An 18528-nucleotide genomic window follows, 5' to 3' on the forward strand; every position below is an offset into this window, starting at 1 on the left:
TGTAGCTTCTATTTTTTATTTTGTGTTGTTATTTATGCTAACACCCGATACTATATCAAACTACATATGTAATAATGATACTGTTATTACTGAAATATCATTAAAAAATATACTTTAACACCAAAACCTGAATTTTCTAACCTCTCACTTTTATTGCTTCATAGAACGGTTTACAAATTTTATATGAACCTTTAACTAAATTTTTATTTTTGTATTAACAATTTGAAGTGATATCCTGTTAAATTTCATGTAAAGTGGCATTTTGCCTTTTTTCTCTTAAAGCTTTTTTATACTCAGCTCTGATACCTTTTAAAAGTGGATGAATTATTTGTCGAGACGCTTCTGCAAAAGCTGATCTATTTCTCATAAAAACCTTCAATTGCCGATAGTGACTGTTATAAATACTTTTAAGATTCTGCAGACCACTTTCATTCTGTGTATCTTTTATTTGGTCGATTACCTTCATTATATTAACAAGATCCTTTCGCACAAGAATCAATTGTTCTTTCCTATCTGGGACAAGTTCAGGTCGATCTAATCCATAAATTTTTATGGACATATCACCTCTTGAAGAGTTATTTTTTATTTTCACAAAACCATTACTTAAAAACTTCAAGTGTTTATATGGATCATCTATATAGGGGTGTAATAATAATGGTTCTTCATTAACTTCTTCACCAGGAACTTTTGCTCTTTTTGTTTCATCTACAATAGGAAATTCATTCCCCTTCCCACTCGCTATACACGTACCATCTTCCAATTCATATTTCCTTATTTGATTGCAAGCTGGACATGAAGGCAATAAATTATTAAAATCTGCAGCAAGCCAATAGTATCCTGGATATTTCATCTTCCCATTAATCTTAACCGCTTTTTTGGGTCTATAATGCTCAATCTCAGTTGCAGCTATACCTGCAATCTTGCTTTCACAATATGCACATTTCCCATTAAAAGTTTTCTTCAATTTCTTTTTTAATGCGTCACAACGATAAGCTGAAAAATTAAATTTTCCACGTGCATTTTCCATATCAGAAAATAATTCAATTGCTTTTGCTGTTTCAACATATCCAACACTTAATGAGTTAGATAGTTCCAATTCCGTTGGCACTGTTTCAGGCTTGACCTTAATCATGATACTCTCCCTTTGTTGGATCCAAAATATCCATTAGCTTATTTTTTAAAGAGGGACTGATATCATAATTTGATAATTCTTTAGATTCTCTGGCAATATAACTATCAATAACAGAATACAATATTCTTTCTCTCTTTGTGTCCCCTAAAACCATTGATTTGTTTATAGTCCCCTCTAAATTTGTGAATTCCTTCTCTTCAGCTTCAGTTCTTTCTTTATTTACAAGCTCATAATACCTTTTATATAAATTATTAAAATACTCCGAATAAGTTGAATGAAGCCCAAAATAGTCTGCCATAAGAATTTGATCTACTTTCATTCCTTCTAAATCTGGAAGCCTATTAATTAAATAGACCTTTTCATCTAACTTTTTAACTACATTAATTTCATTATTATGTAATCCTCTTAAACAAAGTGGATCATGTGTAGTACAGATAAATTGAATTCTTGGAAAAACTGTTCTAAGTTGCGTAACAATTTTCAACTTCCATTGAGGATGTAAATGCAAGTCAAGTTCATCTATTAGTACAATCCCCTCAGCCTCTTTTATATTATCCCAGTATTGTTTCATCACCATGATAATATCACTAGCTAATGCAATCATCGATTGATAACCATCACTCAAATCTTCAATTAAAACTTCACTTTTTCGACCACTCTTTAAAAACACCTTTTGATTTTTTCTTATAAAGTTATATTCATCCCCTAACATCAATAGTTTTTTTAGCAATTCCCCCATCTCAGCAAAATCTCTATCAGAGATAGTATAAAAAGATTTCTTAACACTATTTATTGGAACAAATGGATTAAACATATTTTCAATTCTAAGAGTAAATTCTTTTTCTTCCACATTATCATCATTGTGTGATAATATACGTGTGGATCCATATGCCAATAACAATACCTTTACATCTTTAAACCCTTTACTACCGTAAAACTTCTCATCATTCTTAAAAAATCTTAATGTTATTGGTTTTAAAGAACCACTCAATTGTACTGAAACGTAACCATACTTCGCACCAGTTTTTATGAATTTGGATGGTTTTAAGTTTAATTTCTTTCTTGTCTCTTCTCCCATCAATGCTAATGAAATAGCCTTTAAAATAGTACTTTTTCCGGTCCCATTTTCCCCGAGTAACATCAACCAAGGAGCTCGTTCTTCTTGGTACCCTGGTAGTGAAATATCTAACAAACTAATACCTTTAAAATTTCTTATAACAACACGTTCAATTATACGATTCTTAAAATAGTAATTTGAAGTTTTTTCATTTTTATTTTCCAGATTATAAATTTCTAAATTTTCTTGGAAAATCAGAGATTCTTTTTTTACGTTTATAAAATATTCTTCATCTAATATATTTATTTGATGACCCTCTCCCGAGGAATCACTTTCTTTCCAATTCTTCGCAACATATCGTTTCATACCCGCAAATTCAACATCGTCTGAAATATAAATACCTGGATTATTCTTTAAATTTTCTTGAAATGCTTCTAGTTGCCTATAACGTCGATGCAACAGGTCCAATCTATTTAAATTAAACGTACTTATAGTTACATTACCTTTTTCAGTCTCGCTAAAGATCATTCCATTTTTATCATAATGAAAGTTTGTTTCTGGATCATCTATATAAGGATTCAATAATAATGGTTCTTGATTTGGAGAAAGCGGGAACCTAGATCCCCTACTCATACTACAGGAATGACAAGCACAAATTAAATTACTCATATCATAAAATAGATCTGGATATAGCGCTTTCGGTTTCAAATGATCAACTTCCAATGAATCCCCATCTAAAAATACTGTCTCGCAATACGCACACTTGTTATTAGAATTTAGTTTAGATTTAACAAGTTCTCCTGTTTCAAGTTTTTCATTAATTAGATTGTATTTATTAATTTTTATCATTGTAACCCTCCATAAATATTCTTTCGAAAAATGTCTAAAATTACTTTCCTATGGTTTTACATCTTTAAAACTATAAGCTTACTTCTTATACTTACATCCCCAAACTGTATAATGAGTAAAAATTAATTATCTTAAAAATTAAAAATATACAAGGATACGCCTGTATATTTTTAATCATTTAATTTCTATCCACAGGTATAAAGTAATTTTTATTGTTTCATATATGACTTTCCCACAGTTAGCGGTAATTTTTATTTACTTGGTCATATTCATAATAAAAATTACATGTACCCATTGTTATATGATGGGTTGAATTGATTTTTTTAATAAAGTCTTCTTTAGAATATGAATCTTTAAGTATGGTCAACAATTGCTGTAAACTATAAAAATTACAATTGAAAAATGGCTTAAAATTTCCTTCATTGTGATTTAACTGTCCCAATACTTTTACTTGCTCTCTTAGCTCTTTAACTTGCTTCCTAAATTGCTCTAATTGTTTATTATTCTCCTCGTTTCTACTACTTACATCCCCTTTTATAATATTTGAAAGTAACCTTGTCACTACTAATGTATCATTGAAAAATCCAAATTCATTTAGGGAAATCGTTATTTTACTTATTACCCGACCATCAAGTTCTATCGTTTCTATTTGCCCTTTTTTCCCCTTTCTATTACTCCTATTTTCTCTGAGTTCCATCGCTCCTTCTTTCTTTATATGAATCTCATGTTTTCCTAATTGTTTTTGGGTAGCAACTAAACTTTTAGATAAATCGTCGAAAATCCTTACATCATTTCCTGATATAGCATCCTGTGTCAAGGTTTTCTTCTTTATTTCAAAAAAGAATAATCTTTTATCATTGTCGATAAGTAAATCACATTCCTCATTATCACCATAGTAACCATTTAAAAAACTTATATTTTTTTGTAGTAACTTTTCTTTAATATAATCTTCTAAATAAAACCCAAGCCTACTATCAAAGTCTGTCATAAATGCTCTCAATTCCTGAGCAAGCGCCTCAAAAAAACCAAAAGAACATAGTGAAGGATTAATTAATAAATATTCCTCTTCATCTACTTGTACTAAAGGTTTATTAAATATTTCATTCTTTTGGTTTGGTACAAGAAATCCCCTATTAATCCTCTTTCTTTTTTTAGAAATAATTTTCAATATACTATCTAATACATCAGATTTAATTTTTGCCTTTTCCAATATGTTATTTTTTGATATTTTAACTATTCTTCTTGGGTTCCCCATTCCTAACACTATTCTTGCTGTAATTACAAATTCATCTATGGTAAAAGGTAAGTGCTTCTTTACTATCTCTAACTCAAAATAATTTGCCAATAATCCTTTTAGTAAATCAGGAATAAGAGTTGGATTCCACTGTTGTAGTTGTACTATGTTATCATACAAAACATTGTTTCTTATATATATCGGTAAATCTTCAACCTCAATAGAAATATGTTGATATGGGTCAAAATCCTGAATTTTTAAAGATGATATATAAGACTTTGATAAATTAAATAGTTCATCAAATTTCTGATTAATATACTCCTTTTGTTTATTAATTTCATCCTGATTTGTTACTTTTTTAAAGCATCTATGAGTTAAATTTTTAGCACTCAAGCCTATTAAATAACCCCAAGGAATTTCTGGTTCAACGGGATTATTTCCTGTTAAACCAATTGTCTTTCTAATTAATAAGAATCTTTTATACTCAGAACTATAAGTTCCATTAAGTCTTTTAAATATCTCTTGGATAACATTAATTCCGCCCAATTCAACTATAATTTTTTCAATGTCATTAGCAATTCGCAAATAACTATTTTCTAAATAAGCAATTTGATTTTCTTTAACACTAAATCGATAACCTTTTTCAATTAAAAACTGAACTGATTTTCCAACCTGATATTCCGTCGTATAACTTTCAATGTCTTTTATATATATGCATTTTTCTTTGCTCAATTCATTGATATAGATAATTATTTTAATTATCTCTTTCCAGCGATTTTCCTCGCTCAGCGGAACTATATACACATTGCTAAACCTATACTGGATTTGCTGTATTATCTCTAAATAAGCTTTTATTTTTTTACCTTCTACTAGATGTTTTAATACAAGGTGGTTGCCTAATCTAATAAACTTAGAAATAAACAGCCCATTTGGTTCAATCAATAAATTCTCAAGTTTTTTTATTAATTCTCCTATTAGAAGTTCTGTATAGGATTCATCTGGGAAGCTAAAATTATATTCCCTATTTATATAAGTAAAATTAATTCCTTGTTCATTAGATAAATATGATAAATCATCTACATACTTACAAAATAATTCTTCCAGCTGTTCATACAAATTCTTTACACCCTTTTCTACTTTCTTGTATTAGTTTTTCATTACTGAGGTAATACTTATTAGGAAAGACTTATGAAACTCTTCCCCTTCAAAATTAGACTGACAAGACATTTACTCCAAAGTTTCTTCATAAATCACTCTATTTCATTAATACCATTCTTCAATAATTCTAATGCCTCCCTTGAAAAAACACCATTTTTATAAGCATTTATAATTGCTTCAGTAATATTTAGCTCATTAAAAGCAGGCTGTCTTGGAACCCTTATACCATTCTTTTTATACCGCATTACAACCTGTTCACCTTTTTCTATACCATCTTCAAATTTCATGCACTTGTCAATACAAATAGAATAAGTTTCAGATACTTTTACCTCAGATTCCATAATTGGTTTATAAATGATTTCTGACATATGACCATCCCCTTTATATTTAAATTCATTTATATAAATGTTTTAAATTAATATTTACAGCCATTTTTTATAAAGATCTTCCTACTAAAATCATCAACGGAAAGTGTTTTCGATTTGGAGCGATTTGATTATTAGGTATTTTTTCGCTAGACGTACCAAACCGTTTTTGTTGACTAAGATGAAACTGTTCTTCATACCCTCTCACTTTTGCTGTGAGTTCCTCTACTTGAGCTTGAAGTGATTCAATTGTGGGTTGGTTTGAATGTGAAGGTGTTGTTTTCATAGGTAAATCCATTCGACAAAATCATTCAAATTCCTTTTATATATATGATTTTTATAGAATGGTTCTCGCGTGTGCAGCTTGATGCCCCCGTTTTTGTTGAAGAGCCAATCCATCAAGAAGCCATCTCAATTATCGTCTTGATATGGTAAGTGGCAAACTTGGATGCCCAGTTGGCCAATAAAACGTTCTCTTTTCCCTTCACCTAAAATTTTAAAAACGCCTGTATAAATTCATTCAATGTATGAGTGTAAAATTTCATAATAAATCTTTTTCAAAATTACCATAAACTATGTATACGTCCTATTATAAAAATAAAATTGTATCTACATTTTTTAATTTGTATACAAATTAAAACTACACACCTATTCATATAGTGTGTAGTTTTTTCTCCCCATCCATTTCTGAATTTAAAGCTCAATTAAGCTATAATCACCCTGTATATTTTAATTTCTACATAGTAATGTACAGAGAAGATTCATCATAAGTTATACCACCTCACATATTTTTCTTCATTGTAAAGAAAAATGTTGGAAGGGTAAAAAGCGCAAAATGATATGTTTGTAAGCAAAAATTATTACTTTATATCTTACAAATCAAAAAAAGAAACCCTACATAGTATAAACATGTAAGGTTTCCAAAAATATTATACTTCACTGCAAGATATGTAATATCCTCCCCGGGCCATCTTTATTTCAGCGCGGTACATTACATTTTCTAAGTAGAAAGTAATCGGTTTAACTTTACTCTCAATTTTTAATTGTTCATTACATTTAGCCGCATAGCTTTCAATAGCTGAACGAATAACTTCTGCTGATGGATATGTTAAAGCGTCATCTAGTTCTATGAAAAAACTTTTAGAAAATAGTTTTTTCATAATCCCTTTTTTCTCTTTCATCATATTCCATCCCCCTTCAATTTAAGTCGCCAACATCCATATTTTCAATTTATCTTTAAAAATAAAAAAACCTGCACATTTCATGCAGGATTTTTTATTAGTCATTTTTCGTAAAGTAAGAAACGAAACGAAGAATTTCTAAGTATAACCATACTAGCGTCATCATTAGACCCATTGCACTGTACCACTCCATATATTTTGGAGCTTGGCTACGTGCACCATTTTCGATTAAATCGAAATCTAGTAATAAATTTAATGCAGCAACTACAATAATAACTGCACTAATGATCATACCAATTGTTCCACCTTGGTGAATATATGGAACAGAAACACCGAACATGTTTAATAAGAATACGATTAAATACATAACCATAATTCCCATTGTTGCTGCCATAACACCTGTGCGGAATTTATCAGTTACCTTCACTACGCGTGTTGCATATAAAACTAACATCGCAAATAGAATTGAGATTGTTAGTAATACAGCGTTTAAAACGATAGAATCCTGAAATTTCATTGCATAAACTGCTGAAATACTTCCTAACACTACCCCTTCTACTGCCGCATAAATCGGTGCACCAATTGGTGATATGCGCGGGAAGAAGATAGATGCAAATGCAACGATTGCCGCAATAACTAAAGCACCAATTAATACTGGCATTTTCATCGTACCTTGCGTCATCTGTATGTATGAATAGACAGACGTTGCAAGCAGCAAGATAAGCATGATAAACGTTTTGCCTACTGTTCCGCCAATAGTCATCGCAGAAGTATTTGCTCCCTCTTTACGGAATGCCTCTTTTTTCAACATTGGATTAGATGTTCTCATTTTTTCCCTCCTAAAATAGGTTCTACCAATAGTGTAAAGTTTTTCTCTTTACTTTTCAATATATGCAGCTTGTTTTTATTTTAATCCTTCAACGATGTCGGATAGTTCACTCCATCGTTCCATCGTTTTTTCTAGCTCTTCTTCTATCTTCTGCCCTGCTTCAGATAATTCTTGGGCCTTTGTGAAGTCAGATCCAACATTCGTAAGTTCTTCTCCAATTGATTCAAGTTTCTCTTCTAGTTGTGCAATTGTATCTTCAATTGTTTCCCATTCACGCTGCTCATTGTAAGAAAGTTTACGTTTACGTTGTTGTTTCGGAGCCTCTTCTACTACTTTTTTCTCCTTTTGAACTTCTGCTTTCTCAATGAGTTCTCTCGTTTTTTCCATTTCTAAATACTCTGTATAACTACCTAGGAATTCACGCACTTCGCCTTCGCCAGTAAAGATGAACAATTCATCTACTACTTTATCTAAGAAGTAACGGTCATGCGATACAGTTAAAACGACACCTGGGAAATCTTCTAAATAATCTTCTAGCACTGTTAATGTTTGTGTGTCTAAATCATTCGTAGGCTCATCAAGTAATAGTACGTTTGGTTCTCCCATTAAAATACGCAATAAATATAACCGTCTTCTTTCGCCACCAGATAGTTTACCAAGCGTTGTTCCATGTGAATGCGGTAGGAATAAGAAACGTTCTAACATTTGAGATGCGCCAATTACTTTTCCATCTGTCGTATGAATAACTTCCGCAATTTCTTTAATGTATTCAATCATACGCTGGTTTAAATTCATCTCTTCATTTTCTTGCGTATAATAGGCAACCTTTACAGTTTGTCCTACTTCAATTTCACCACTATCAGGAGAGAATTTTCCTGCAAGCATATTTAATAGTGATGATTTTCCGCTTCCATTTGCTCCGATAATTCCGATACGATCACCAGGCTTCACAATATGATTAAAGTTATGTAATACTGTTTTATCACCAAATTTTTTCGTTACATCTTTTAATTCAAGTACTTTCTTTCCTAAACGACTTCCACTTAGTGCAATATCAACTGATTGCTTCGCTGCTGGTCCTTCTTGTCCCTTCAGCTCATCAAAACGCTGAATACGCGCCTTTTGTTTCGTAGAACGGGCTTTTGCACCACGGCGAATCCAAGCAAGTTCACGACGATATAAATTTTGGCGTTTTGATTCTTGTGCCGATTCTTGCTCTTCACGAAGTGCTTTCGCTTCTAAAAATGTACTGTAGTTTCCTTCGTAGCTATACAGTTTACCGTTATCTAATTCAAAAATACGGTTTGTCACACGATCTAAGAAATAACGATCATGGGTTACAAGTAATACCGCACCTGTATATCTTGCTAAATATTCTTCTAACCATTCAACTGTCTCATGGTCAAGGTGGTTCGTAGGCTCATCCAAAATTAATAAATCAGGTGTTTCAATAAAACATTGCGCCATTGCAATACGCTTTTTTTGTCCACCAGATAGGTTTCCAACAGTTGCTGTAAAATCAGTAATTCCTAATTTCGTTAATAACGATTTTGCATTCGCATTTGCTTCCCATGCACTCATCGCATCCATACGTTGCTGCACTGCAAATAATTGTTCCTGTACTTTTTCATTACTTGGATCTTTTTCGATATTTAATAACGATTGTTCATAATCACGAAGAAGACGAATTAAAGGTGTATCACCATGGAACACTTGCTCTAATACTGTTAGTTTTTCATCAAACTCTGGTTGCTGTGATAAATAACTAATTGTATATCCGCGTGAATGCGTCATATCACCTGTATCAGGAGTTTCTAATCCTGCAATAATTTTTAATAACGTTGATTTACCAGTACCGTTTACACCGATAATTCCGACACGTTGTCCTTCTGTAATACTACATGATAATCCATCAAATAACGGTTTTTCTCCGTATGATTTCGATAAGTTCTCCACAGTTAACATTTTCATATTTGTGCATTCCACTCTTTCATAAATTGTTCAATAAACTGTTCCATATAACGATGACGAACTTCAGCCTCTTGTTTTGCTGCGTTCGTGTTCATTAAATCTTTTAGTTTTAAAAGCTTTTCATAAAAATGATTTAAAGATGGATCATTATTTTTTCTATATTCATCTTTCGTCATCACTTCTCGAGGAGGGATAGTTGGATCATACATTAATCTCCCTTTCGCTCCTCCGTATGCAAACGTTCGAGCTATTCCAATTGCACCAAGAGCATCTAAACGATCCGCATCTTGAACAATTCTACCTTCAAGTGACTCAACTGTGCCACCATGACCGCCCTTATAAGACATATTGGCGATGATATGAAGAACATGCTTACTTTCATCTTCTTCAACACGTAACTCTTCTAACCAATCAGAAACTTTTTTCATTCCTGCTTCTTCACTCTCATTTAACTTCTCATCTGCTACATCGTGAAGTAATGCTGCCATTTCAATTATAAAACGATTTCCCCCTTCTTGCTCGGATAAAGAAATCGCCAATTTATGTACGCGTTCAATATGATACCAATCATGCCCACTCGCATCTTTTTCTAAAATATGCTTTACGAAAGTTATTGTTTTTTGTATTTTTTCTTGTTTTATCATTTTATCTTCACCCAGTTACTTATTGTAACACGCCCGCATTTTTTCATCACATATTTTCTTGTCCGCCCATACACTAGGTGGTAGGCATCATTATGAAGGAGGAATAAAAATGTTCTATAATAACCAACCGCCTTACCCACAACAACCATTTTCCCCTCAACATCAGGAACAAAGATATGCCGAACAATATGAGGAGCAAGAGACACAACATCAAGAGCCACAATACGAACAAAATCCATACGCAACACCGCAAACTCAAGGAGCTGAATATCAACAAAATCCATATGACACACGTCCAAATTATGAATATCCTCAAAACCCATATGCAGCATCTCCAACTCAAGAACAACAATATCAGCAAAATCCATACACAACTCAGTACACTCAAGAACAACAAAATCCATATGTACCGCAGCGCACCCAAGAACAACAATATCAGCAAAATCCATATGCAAATCAGCCACAACAGCCAATGTATCAACCAAACTCCGAACAACGTGTCTCCCCACCTGCACCACCAACTATCGATCCGACGCAACCACAAATTTTACCGCCTGGTCCAACATTCGATATTACACAGCCACAAATTTTACCACCAGGACCTATTACAGAACCAACACAACAACAAATTCAACAAGTTGTCGGTACACAGTTTTTACCTTTAAAGAAACCTGTACTAGATTTCGTAAAACCTTGGGTAGATTACGGTTTAAATGAAGCAAAACATACATCACATCAACACGCTTTAACTGAGGTTGCTGCAATTATGTTCTTAGTTGGTAAAGGATTCAACCCAACGATTGCTCATTATATTGTTGAATCTTGGGAGAAGAATGAGCAGTTTTAAGGTGGTTCATTTTATATTATATAAAACTAGAAAAGTGTCACAAATGCCTGTTATACAAGCATTTGTGACACTTTTTATTTGTTATATTATATTCTATTGCAAAAGGGGATTTCATATTTTTTCACGTGTTTTTATATTATTTGTGAGCAATGTTTTCCCCTACTACTCACAATACAACTATAACATGCTAATTCCAAAACAATCGGCACATATACTACCAAAAAGCGGTCACGACTCTGCCAATTATTTTAATTTGCTAATCGCCTTTATTTCCCTAAACAATCTCACTGCAGCAGCCATAAAGAATAAATTGAATTTTTATTTAAGCATTATGCTTGATCTGATTGTAGAACATGTAATGGAGGTGGAATAATCCAACCTTTTTTCTTATTCAGACGAAGTAATATAGCTCCAGCTTGTGCTTTTTTTAAATGGAATTGACCAAACATCATTCCTACATCCTCTCGTAGAGATTGTCCCATAGCTTGGCTACATGCTACTAACCCAGCAGCAAGATCCATAGAAACTTTAGCTGCAATTTCCGCATCATTAATACGAGCACCAGGAGGAATCGTTTCAATAGATGCAACTGGTCTTTCTGGAGGTGCTGGTGGTAATGCAACTCCATTCAATTTTAATATATTTTTTAATTCTTCAACTTCTGATTGGATATCATTCTCTACAAGGTTTTCTAAAAATTTCTTTAAATCCTCGTCTCCTGTGTGGTTAATAAGAACTTGATATCCAGCAATTGCTCCTTGTGCAGCTGCAAGGTAACTCCAAATCCCAAAGACTTCTCCGTAGTGCATTGGTTCATTTTGTGGATTTCCACTTAAAATACCCATGAAAATATTCCTCCTTAAAGAAATTAGACTTTTAGCAACAATACTTACTATAGAAAAAATTTTCCCAACCATGTTCTGGATTAAAGAAAATAAGTTCTTATAACTCATAAGGAACACCTTACCCAAATATAGTAATTACCTCTCATAGAATGTACCGTTACCAAAAATTTATTCTTATAAGGAATAAATACATTTCAATTAACTTAATCCATTATTATAAGTACTTTTAATAATAAAAATTAAAGAGGTTTATCGGAATTTCAATTCAAATGGTTTTATGTATTTTCAACCGAATATTGTCTAAAGGAACTGGAGACATTACTAAATACGAAAGGAGGGAAAACCATGAAGAAAAAACTTTCATCTATTTTAGGTGCCCTATTACTAACTATTACGGTTTTTGGTACAAGCGTCCATGCTGAATACGATGGATATAATACGAATAGAGTTAACAATAATAATACTACAACTCGAGTTAATGACTATAACACGAATAGAGTTAATGACTATAACATGAATAGAGTTAATAATGATGTGAGAACTCGAAATGTAAATACGACAAATGATTTAAAGGATAATCGTAATAAAAATAATAATTGGACTTGGCTTGGTTTATTGGGACTACTAGGATTATTTGGTCTTAGAAAAAAAGACAAAGATCCAGAAACACGTTAATGTAGAACATTGTATTTAATTTTAAAAGATATTTATTTATCAAAATAATACAAAATGAATCGCCTTTAATAAGGCGATTTTTTATTTTTTAAAATCAATAAGAATCACAATAAACAGATGCAATTAATCGGAAACAATGAATTTCTTAACTTAATAGTAATAGAGCATTACATCTATTTGACGAACTACGCTCCTTTTTTATGCCTTTTCTTCACTTACCCATATCTTATATTGTGTGTAACTGAGTCTATCACTAAATCCCTTGCTATCATTGACTTTATAAAACCTTTTCTTTTGAGTTACACAGTACGAAATTTATGAGTAACTGTATAGGGATACCACCACATGCCCATCAAGCTAAAGTTTTATTACACCCCCAGAACGAAATTTTTAGGCTTTCTTGTAACGAAAAAGCTTATTAATCGTTTTGGGGGTGACCTGTTTTCTTAGGTTGATGGCAATGTGGTGCTACCCCTTCAAAAGTTTCCATTAAAAAATAGTAAAAGCCGGAAAGTATTTTTATACTCTCCGGCCTTACTATAAAAAAATTAAGAAGTTGAAATCTTATTTGCTAAGCATAATTTTCTCAAGTTCATCTAACATTTTGTTAGCTGCAATTACACCACCAGCAGTATTCCAAACTGCATCACTAACTTCATGTGCATTTCCATTTTTAACAGCATTTAGATTTTTCCAAAGAGGATCGCTTGTCATTTCTTTTGCTTTATCTAAAGCTTTTTGATCATTTTCTGGCGCATATGTAAAGTAAAAAAGAACATCTCCATCCATTTTAGGAATCATTTCTTTTCCTACATCTATAGCAAGGTTGCCAAATTTACTGTTAGCAGTAAAAAGCTCTTTTTGCTGTTTCACACGTTTAAAACCTAATTGATCAAAAATAACTCCAGAAAAAGAATCTGTGTAATAAATACGAGAAGTTCCAGCCATGAAACGGACAACAGAAACTTCTTGATTTACTTTATCACCTAATTTTTGTTTTACACCTTCTAGGTGTGCATCAAATTTGCTTAATACTTTGTTGCCTTCTTCTTCACGATTTAAAGCTTTTGCATATAATTTAAAGTTTTCCTTCCAATCGCCTCCTAGTGTATCTGAAAATACAGTTGGAGCAATTGCGCTTAATTTATCGTACACCTTTTCTTGGCGTACCTTATTACCAATAATTAAATCAGGTTTTAACGATGCAATTTTCTCTAAGTTGACTTCATGTTCAACCCCTACAACTTTAACATCTTTCATATCGCTTTTAATATGATCGTACCATGGATCCCCTAGCCAAGATTTCACAGCACCAACAGGCTTTACTCCCATTGATAAAATCGCTTCTGTTCCTTCGTTAGTTAAAACAACAACGCGTTTAGGAGTTTTTGTGATCTTTGTTTCACCCATAGCATGTTTAACGGTATAACCTTGTACTTTGTTTGATTTTGACTCTGTTTTTTCTTTTGACACTTCATTGCTACCACAAGCAGCTATGAACACTAAAAAAAGAGCTGACAATAAACTAAGTATCGTCTTTAAATATGTACGCATAGTAAGTCCTCCGATAAGTTCGATAATGATTTTCATTATTAATACTGATGTATAAATTAATAAACTGTCAATGATATTTTGTCAGATATTTTAAAAATGCATTGAAATATCTGACAAAATATAAGAAATCAGCTAGATAGGAATACGGAAATGATTCAAAGAATAACCTTCCACATCTGAAAGTTTTTCAAATTTGGTGGGTCCTTTATATTATACTTTGGCCTATAGTTTCCTATAAGAGTCCCGCCCCATAGCCATCAAGCTAAAATTTTATAGTACCCCCAGAACGAAATTTTGTGCTACTTGTAACAAAAAAGCACATTTTTTCGTTTTTGGGAGCAACCAAATTCTTAACTTGATGGTGATGGGATACCACCAATATTTTGCAAAATAACCTACGCTATTTGGAAAAATAAAATAAGCGCCCATGTGGACAGCTTATTTACATAATTATCGTTATTGGTAGCAAGGAAAAAGTGGCCCCTTACTCTGACAAGGGAACCTCCTTTTTTGTTCTACGGATTTATGCATTATTTTATACATCCCTATCCTGGCGCGGGTTTTCGGGTTCTCGTTTGTTACTGGATTAGTCCAAAACTGTATAAAATTTTGTATGCTCTTAGCGTGGGGGGGCAAAAATGCTGGCGATACCCCTAAATTTAAAAGAAAAAAGCAATGCTTAGATTTTAAACCTAGTCATTGCTTTATCCATTGCATCTTGGTTTACACCTATATAACGTAACGTGACCTTCTCTGACGAGTGATTGAATATCTCCATGAGTAATGCTATGTTTTTCGTTTGCATGTACATATGATACCCGTACGTCTTTCTTAACGTATGTGTTCCTATCTCATCTAATCCAAACTCTGCCGCTGCTCCAATTAATATCTTATATGCCATGCTACGACCAATTGGACGATTCTTCCCTTGTCTACTTTGTAGTAAATACTCATTGTCTTCTCTTTCTTCAATAAACCATTTAAGTTCTCTTTTTAATGCTGCAGTAATTTGAATACGTTTTTGTTTGCCTGTCTTCTTTTCCCGCATAGATATATGACTAACTTTTACGTCACTTACTTTCAATTTTAAAATATCACTAATTCGCAAACCTGTATTAATCCCCATGATAAACAGAATATAATTACGATCACTTTTGTCCTTGAAGTACTCCTTTAAATACTGTATTTGTTCTGAATCACGTATTGGCTGAACAAAATTCATTATTCATTACCTCCAGTCTCTTCTGTCTCGTAAACTTCTAATCCAAGTGCAAAAGCGAGCTTATAAAAGGCTTTAGACTTCCAACGTCGATAAGTACGCTCTGACATTCCGATTTCGTTATAGACCATGTAATCACATACATCCTCTTCTTCTAAATAGCGTTTATAAATAATATCTCTTTGGATACTTCCTGCTCGTCCGTTTCCTAATCGATTTAGAAATTGATTAATACGTAATGACATCCTTTCAAGCCATTCTTCTCGTTTACTTTGTTGAATATTTGCTATAGCAATATCTTCTAACGGCTTACCAACTGCATGTGTAGGACCGTGCTCACGCATTTCATAAGAAGGAGTGACCTTCATTTCTTTGCGCATCATCCCAAATTGCCTATGTATACGTATGCTTTCCAACACACCTTCTAATTCCTCCTGTGTTGCTGATCTATCGATTTTTGGTAAGAAAGATAATTGTTTAGTCATGTAGAACCACTCCTTTGTATTTTTTTACTTTTATCTTAACGCTCCACGTCTACGTTCATAACGTGGTCCACGAACTCCCATTAACTCTTCAATTTCACAAGTACTAAATTTCTCTTTTCGTTTTTTCTTATTTTTCTTCTTTGCTTGTTTTGATTGCTTTTTCCACTCACGTAACTAATCCTTTAGCACCTTCATTTCCCCATCTCCTTTTTCAAAATAAAAAGGACACCTATTCTTAAAACAGCTTTAACTGCTACTTTAATGAATTGGTGTCCTCTAGTTTTCTAGCCGGACTGTATTCTGTTTTCATTTATTTGATAATACCAGCCTGCACAAAGATACTTCTCCAAGCTTTGTTAACTTGATATTTATCAACGGCTATCGCACGACGAGCAATAGCTCTTCTTATTTTCTTTTTCTTTGCATTTGCCATTCTCCTCATCCCTTTCATGCAAACGTCTCTCATTTCCATTTTGGAGCGTTTTGCTCCTTTTGATACCTATTACATTCAAAAATAATCTAAACGTGAATTGTACCTATTTTATAAATTCCTTTTCCCCACAAAAGGATTATTTTATTAAGTTCTCTATGAAATACTTTCTTCTATCTCTTGGCTTTCTTCTCTTATTTGACCGATTAATGAAACTACTGAACCGACCGCTTGGACCGAACTTCCCGTAATCACTATAAGCTGTCCATCCTCCTCATCGCCTTCCGAAATTCCCTCCACTTTATCCCGACTAGCTTTCAATTCATCTATTCCACCTATTGCCTGTAATGAATTGCCAGTTGCTTGTAACACATTCCCGACAATGTTATACGATTCATCTATATTGGAACTATCCTCTATTTCCCCACCTATTGATGTAACACCACCTAATGCTTGTATCCAATTTCCTGCAATCACTGATTTTTTTTGTGTTTCATCTTCAAATTCTATAATGAGTCCTGTTAGAACCGTTACATTACCAATTGATCAAGGGATATTTCTCCTTGTCCATCAGCCTCCAGACCATTCCCCGTTGCCTGTAATACATTCCCCCATACGTTCAAGTCTTTTCTTAATTCGCTGTTCAATCTTTTTAAAGGTGTACTCCCAATCGCAGCAATAATTGTCCCTACTGCAACAAACCAAGCGCCAACTATCTCCTTAATCGGATCATCCATTCTCAATCTATCCCGTCATTAATTTAGTACTTACAGGATATGAATTGGCACATCTTCATGTTAATGGCCTACTCCCCTTCCTCCTGAATAAAACTCAATATTTCGTCAATACTATACATACATCTAGAGTTAAATCCCTGTTTGGAGCAGTTAGCTTTTGCTAGCTGCTCTTTGTTTTTAAAAATGCACGTAATTGACTGGACACACATAAAATATTTTGTGTTCCTTTTTATATAAAATAAGTTAGTCGTTACAAATGGATAATCTCGTCACGAGAGCACTTTATTAAGTGCTCTATTTATGTTTTAAACTACTACAAAATGAAATTTTTATAAAAAGCTTTCTCAACACCTAATTGACGGAAATCATTTTCCTTTTATGGTAATCTATTGGTAATTATATGAAGGTTTAGTGTTTCCTTAAAAGGACCCGTCCCCTAATCGGGTCCTTTTAAATGTTCTCTACTTTTACGCTTTATATTAATGGCATTATTCAAACAGGCGATACTATTACTGGTGTGACTACTACAGCTGCTACTATTGTAGGCGGAGCCGTCCTAGATGGAGATACTCCTATTGCAATTGAATTTACTATAACGTAACTTTAGTTGTCTTTTTAGAGGTTTCATTAAAAGAAACCTCTAATTTTAAAAACTGACATTAACTTTAGTAGCAACTACATAATACAGTGCATATACTAGTATAGAATGATAGGAATTTATACTCACTCTCGAAAAGAGCACTTATATATAGTGCTCTTTTTGGTATGGAATGTGAAATAAAGGCTTGCTCTTAAAACCTTTTATGTAATTATTGTAGGTTTTTTCCTTACACCCGTGTGTCTGTTTACTCATAAGTTGTTAAAGTATAAATATACATTGGTAGTTAATTTATAAGGGAGGTGTAAAAATGAGTAAATTTAAAAAGAATTGTCACATACCCTTTCCATGTTCCTTTCCTTTGCCTCAAATAGGGCCTACTGGAATAACTGGACCTACCGGAATAACTGGAATAACTGGAGTAACTGGACCTTCTGGTGGACCTCCGGGGCCTACTGGACCTACCGGCATAACCGGAGCAACCGGACCTTCTGGACCTACCGGAATAACTGGAGCAACCGGGCCTTCTGGTGGACCTCCAGGACCTACTGGACCTACCGGAGCAACTGGACCTTCTGGCGGACCTCCAGGGCCTACTGGACCTACCGGATTGCCAGGAACTGGTGGACCTCCAGGGCCTACTGGTCCTACCGGCATAACCGGAGTAACTGGACCTTCTGGTGGACCTCCAGGGCCTACTGGACCTACCGGATTGCCA

Annotated in this window: 15 protein-coding genes and 4 pseudogenes; 4 read left to right on the top strand and 15 right to left on the bottom strand. The window is 33.4% G+C overall.

What is annotated here, in order from left to right; all coding sequences use genetic code 11:
- Positions 1-238 precede the first annotated feature (238 nt).
- From DN408_RS18710 to DN408_RS18750, 9 genes and pseudogenes are all read right to left on the bottom strand, one after another.
- Positions 239-1132 carry an HNH endonuclease family protein gene (locus DN408_RS18710; RefSeq protein ID WP_147740287.1) on the bottom strand — a complete coding sequence of 298 codons (894 nt, stop codon included), beginning with the start codon at positions 1130-1132 and terminating at the stop codon, positions 239-241.
- Positions 1125-3038: an AAA family ATPase gene (locus DN408_RS18715; RefSeq protein WP_147740288.1), complete on the bottom strand. Its 1914-nt coding sequence runs from the start codon at positions 3036-3038 to the stop codon at positions 1125-1127. Before DN408_RS18715 ends, DN408_RS18710 begins: the two co-directional genes overlap by 8 nt.
- 238 nt (positions 3039-3276) lie before the next feature.
- Entirely contained in the window at positions 3277-5388 is a 2112-nt protein-coding gene (locus DN408_RS18720; protein ID WP_147740289.1) for a hypothetical protein, read from the bottom strand.
- A gap of 134 nt (positions 5389-5522) precedes the next feature.
- On the bottom strand, positions 5523-5798 hold the full coding sequence (locus DN408_RS18725; protein ID WP_147740290.1) for a hypothetical protein: 276 nt from the start codon (positions 5796-5798) through the stop codon (positions 5523-5525).
- Positions 5799-5919: 121 nt separating this feature from the next.
- Positions 5920-6093 (bottom strand): annotated as a pseudogene (locus DN408_RS18730) (transposase domain-containing protein); the annotation flags it as partial.
- A gap of 631 nt (positions 6094-6724) precedes the next feature.
- Positions 6725-6979 carry a DUF4318 domain-containing protein gene (locus DN408_RS18735; protein ID WP_002012563.1) on the bottom strand — a complete coding sequence of 85 codons (255 nt, stop codon included), beginning with the start codon at positions 6977-6979 and terminating at the stop codon, positions 6725-6727.
- A 94-nt stretch (positions 6980-7073) separates the two neighbouring features.
- Complete coding sequence (locus tag DN408_RS18740) at positions 7074-7805, bottom strand: Bax inhibitor-1/YccA family protein (protein ID WP_002127140.1); 732 nt, start codon at positions 7803-7805, stop codon at positions 7074-7076.
- A 75-nt stretch (positions 7806-7880) separates the two neighbouring features.
- The gene (locus DN408_RS18745; RefSeq protein ID WP_002127139.1) at positions 7881-9776 is read right to left on the bottom strand and encodes an ABC-F family ATP-binding cassette domain-containing protein; all 1896 of its coding nucleotides are present in this window, start codon (positions 9774-9776) and stop codon (positions 7881-7883) included.
- Positions 9773-10420, bottom strand: coding sequence for an HD domain-containing protein (locus DN408_RS18750; RefSeq protein ID WP_002012557.1), 648 nt, complete (start codon positions 10418-10420; stop codon positions 9773-9775). Before DN408_RS18750 ends, DN408_RS18745 begins: the two co-directional genes overlap by 4 nt.
- Before the next feature lie 109 nt (positions 10421-10529).
- Between DN408_RS18750 and DN408_RS18755 the strand changes: the two genes are divergently transcribed.
- Complete coding sequence (locus tag DN408_RS18755; RefSeq protein WP_059038030.1) at positions 10530-11267, top strand: hypothetical protein; 738 nt, start codon at positions 10530-10532, stop codon at positions 11265-11267.
- Between the two features lie 329 nt (positions 11268-11596).
- Here DN408_RS18755 and DN408_RS18765 read toward each other — a convergent pair whose 3' ends face one another.
- Positions 11597-12112, bottom strand: coding sequence for a DUF3231 family protein (locus tag DN408_RS18765; RefSeq protein WP_002168501.1), 516 nt, complete (start codon positions 12110-12112; stop codon positions 11597-11599).
- A gap of 345 nt (positions 12113-12457) precedes the next feature.
- On the opposite strand from DN408_RS18765, the gene DN408_RS18770 reads away from it, so the two are divergent.
- On the top strand, positions 12458-12787 hold the full coding sequence (locus DN408_RS18770) for a WGxxGxxG family protein (RefSeq protein WP_033733937.1): 330 nt from the start codon (positions 12458-12460) through the stop codon (positions 12785-12787).
- Positions 12788-13351: 564 nt separating this feature from the next.
- Here DN408_RS18770 and DN408_RS18775 read toward each other — a convergent pair.
- The 5 genes and pseudogenes from DN408_RS18775 to DN408_RS32520 form a co-directional block, all read right to left on the bottom strand.
- Positions 13352-14341 carry an ABC transporter substrate-binding protein gene (locus DN408_RS18775; RefSeq protein ID WP_001261484.1) on the bottom strand — a complete coding sequence of 330 codons (990 nt, stop codon included), beginning with the start codon at positions 14339-14341 and terminating at the stop codon, positions 13352-13354.
- 679 nt (positions 14342-15020) lie between these two features.
- Positions 15021-15563, bottom strand: coding sequence for a site-specific integrase (locus DN408_RS18780; RefSeq protein WP_078178564.1), 543 nt, complete (start codon positions 15561-15563; stop codon positions 15021-15023).
- The gene (locus tag DN408_RS18785) at positions 15563-16045 is read right to left on the bottom strand and encodes an ArpU family phage packaging/lysis transcriptional regulator (RefSeq protein WP_078178565.1); all 483 of its coding nucleotides are present in this window, start codon (positions 16043-16045) and stop codon (positions 15563-15565) included. The genes DN408_RS18780 and DN408_RS18785 overlap by 1 nt, the downstream gene beginning before the upstream one ends.
- Positions 16046-16355: 310 nt before the next feature.
- Positions 16356-16478, bottom strand: coding sequence for a DUF3983 domain-containing protein (locus tag DN408_RS18790; protein ID WP_087944756.1), 123 nt, complete (start codon positions 16476-16478; stop codon positions 16356-16358).
- A gap of 153 nt (positions 16479-16631) precedes the next feature.
- Positions 16632-17212: pseudogene (locus DN408_RS32520) on the bottom strand (DUF6944 family repetitive protein).
- A 457-nt stretch (positions 17213-17669) separates the two neighbouring features.
- Here DN408_RS32520 and DN408_RS18805 point away from each other — a divergent pair.
- Together DN408_RS18805 and DN408_RS32100 are read left to right on the top strand one after the other, a co-directional pair.
- Positions 17670-17813: pseudogene (locus DN408_RS18805) on the top strand (DUF4183 domain-containing protein); the annotation flags it as partial.
- 307 nt (positions 17814-18120) lie between these two features.
- Positions 18121-18528, top strand: a pseudogene (locus tag DN408_RS32100) (BclA C-terminal domain-containing protein); the annotation flags it as partial.

The sequence above is a fragment of the Bacillus sp. AR13-1 genome (assembly GCF_008042285.1).
Lineage (GTDB): Bacteria > Bacillota > Bacilli > Bacillales > Bacillaceae_G > Bacillus_A > Bacillus_A mycoides.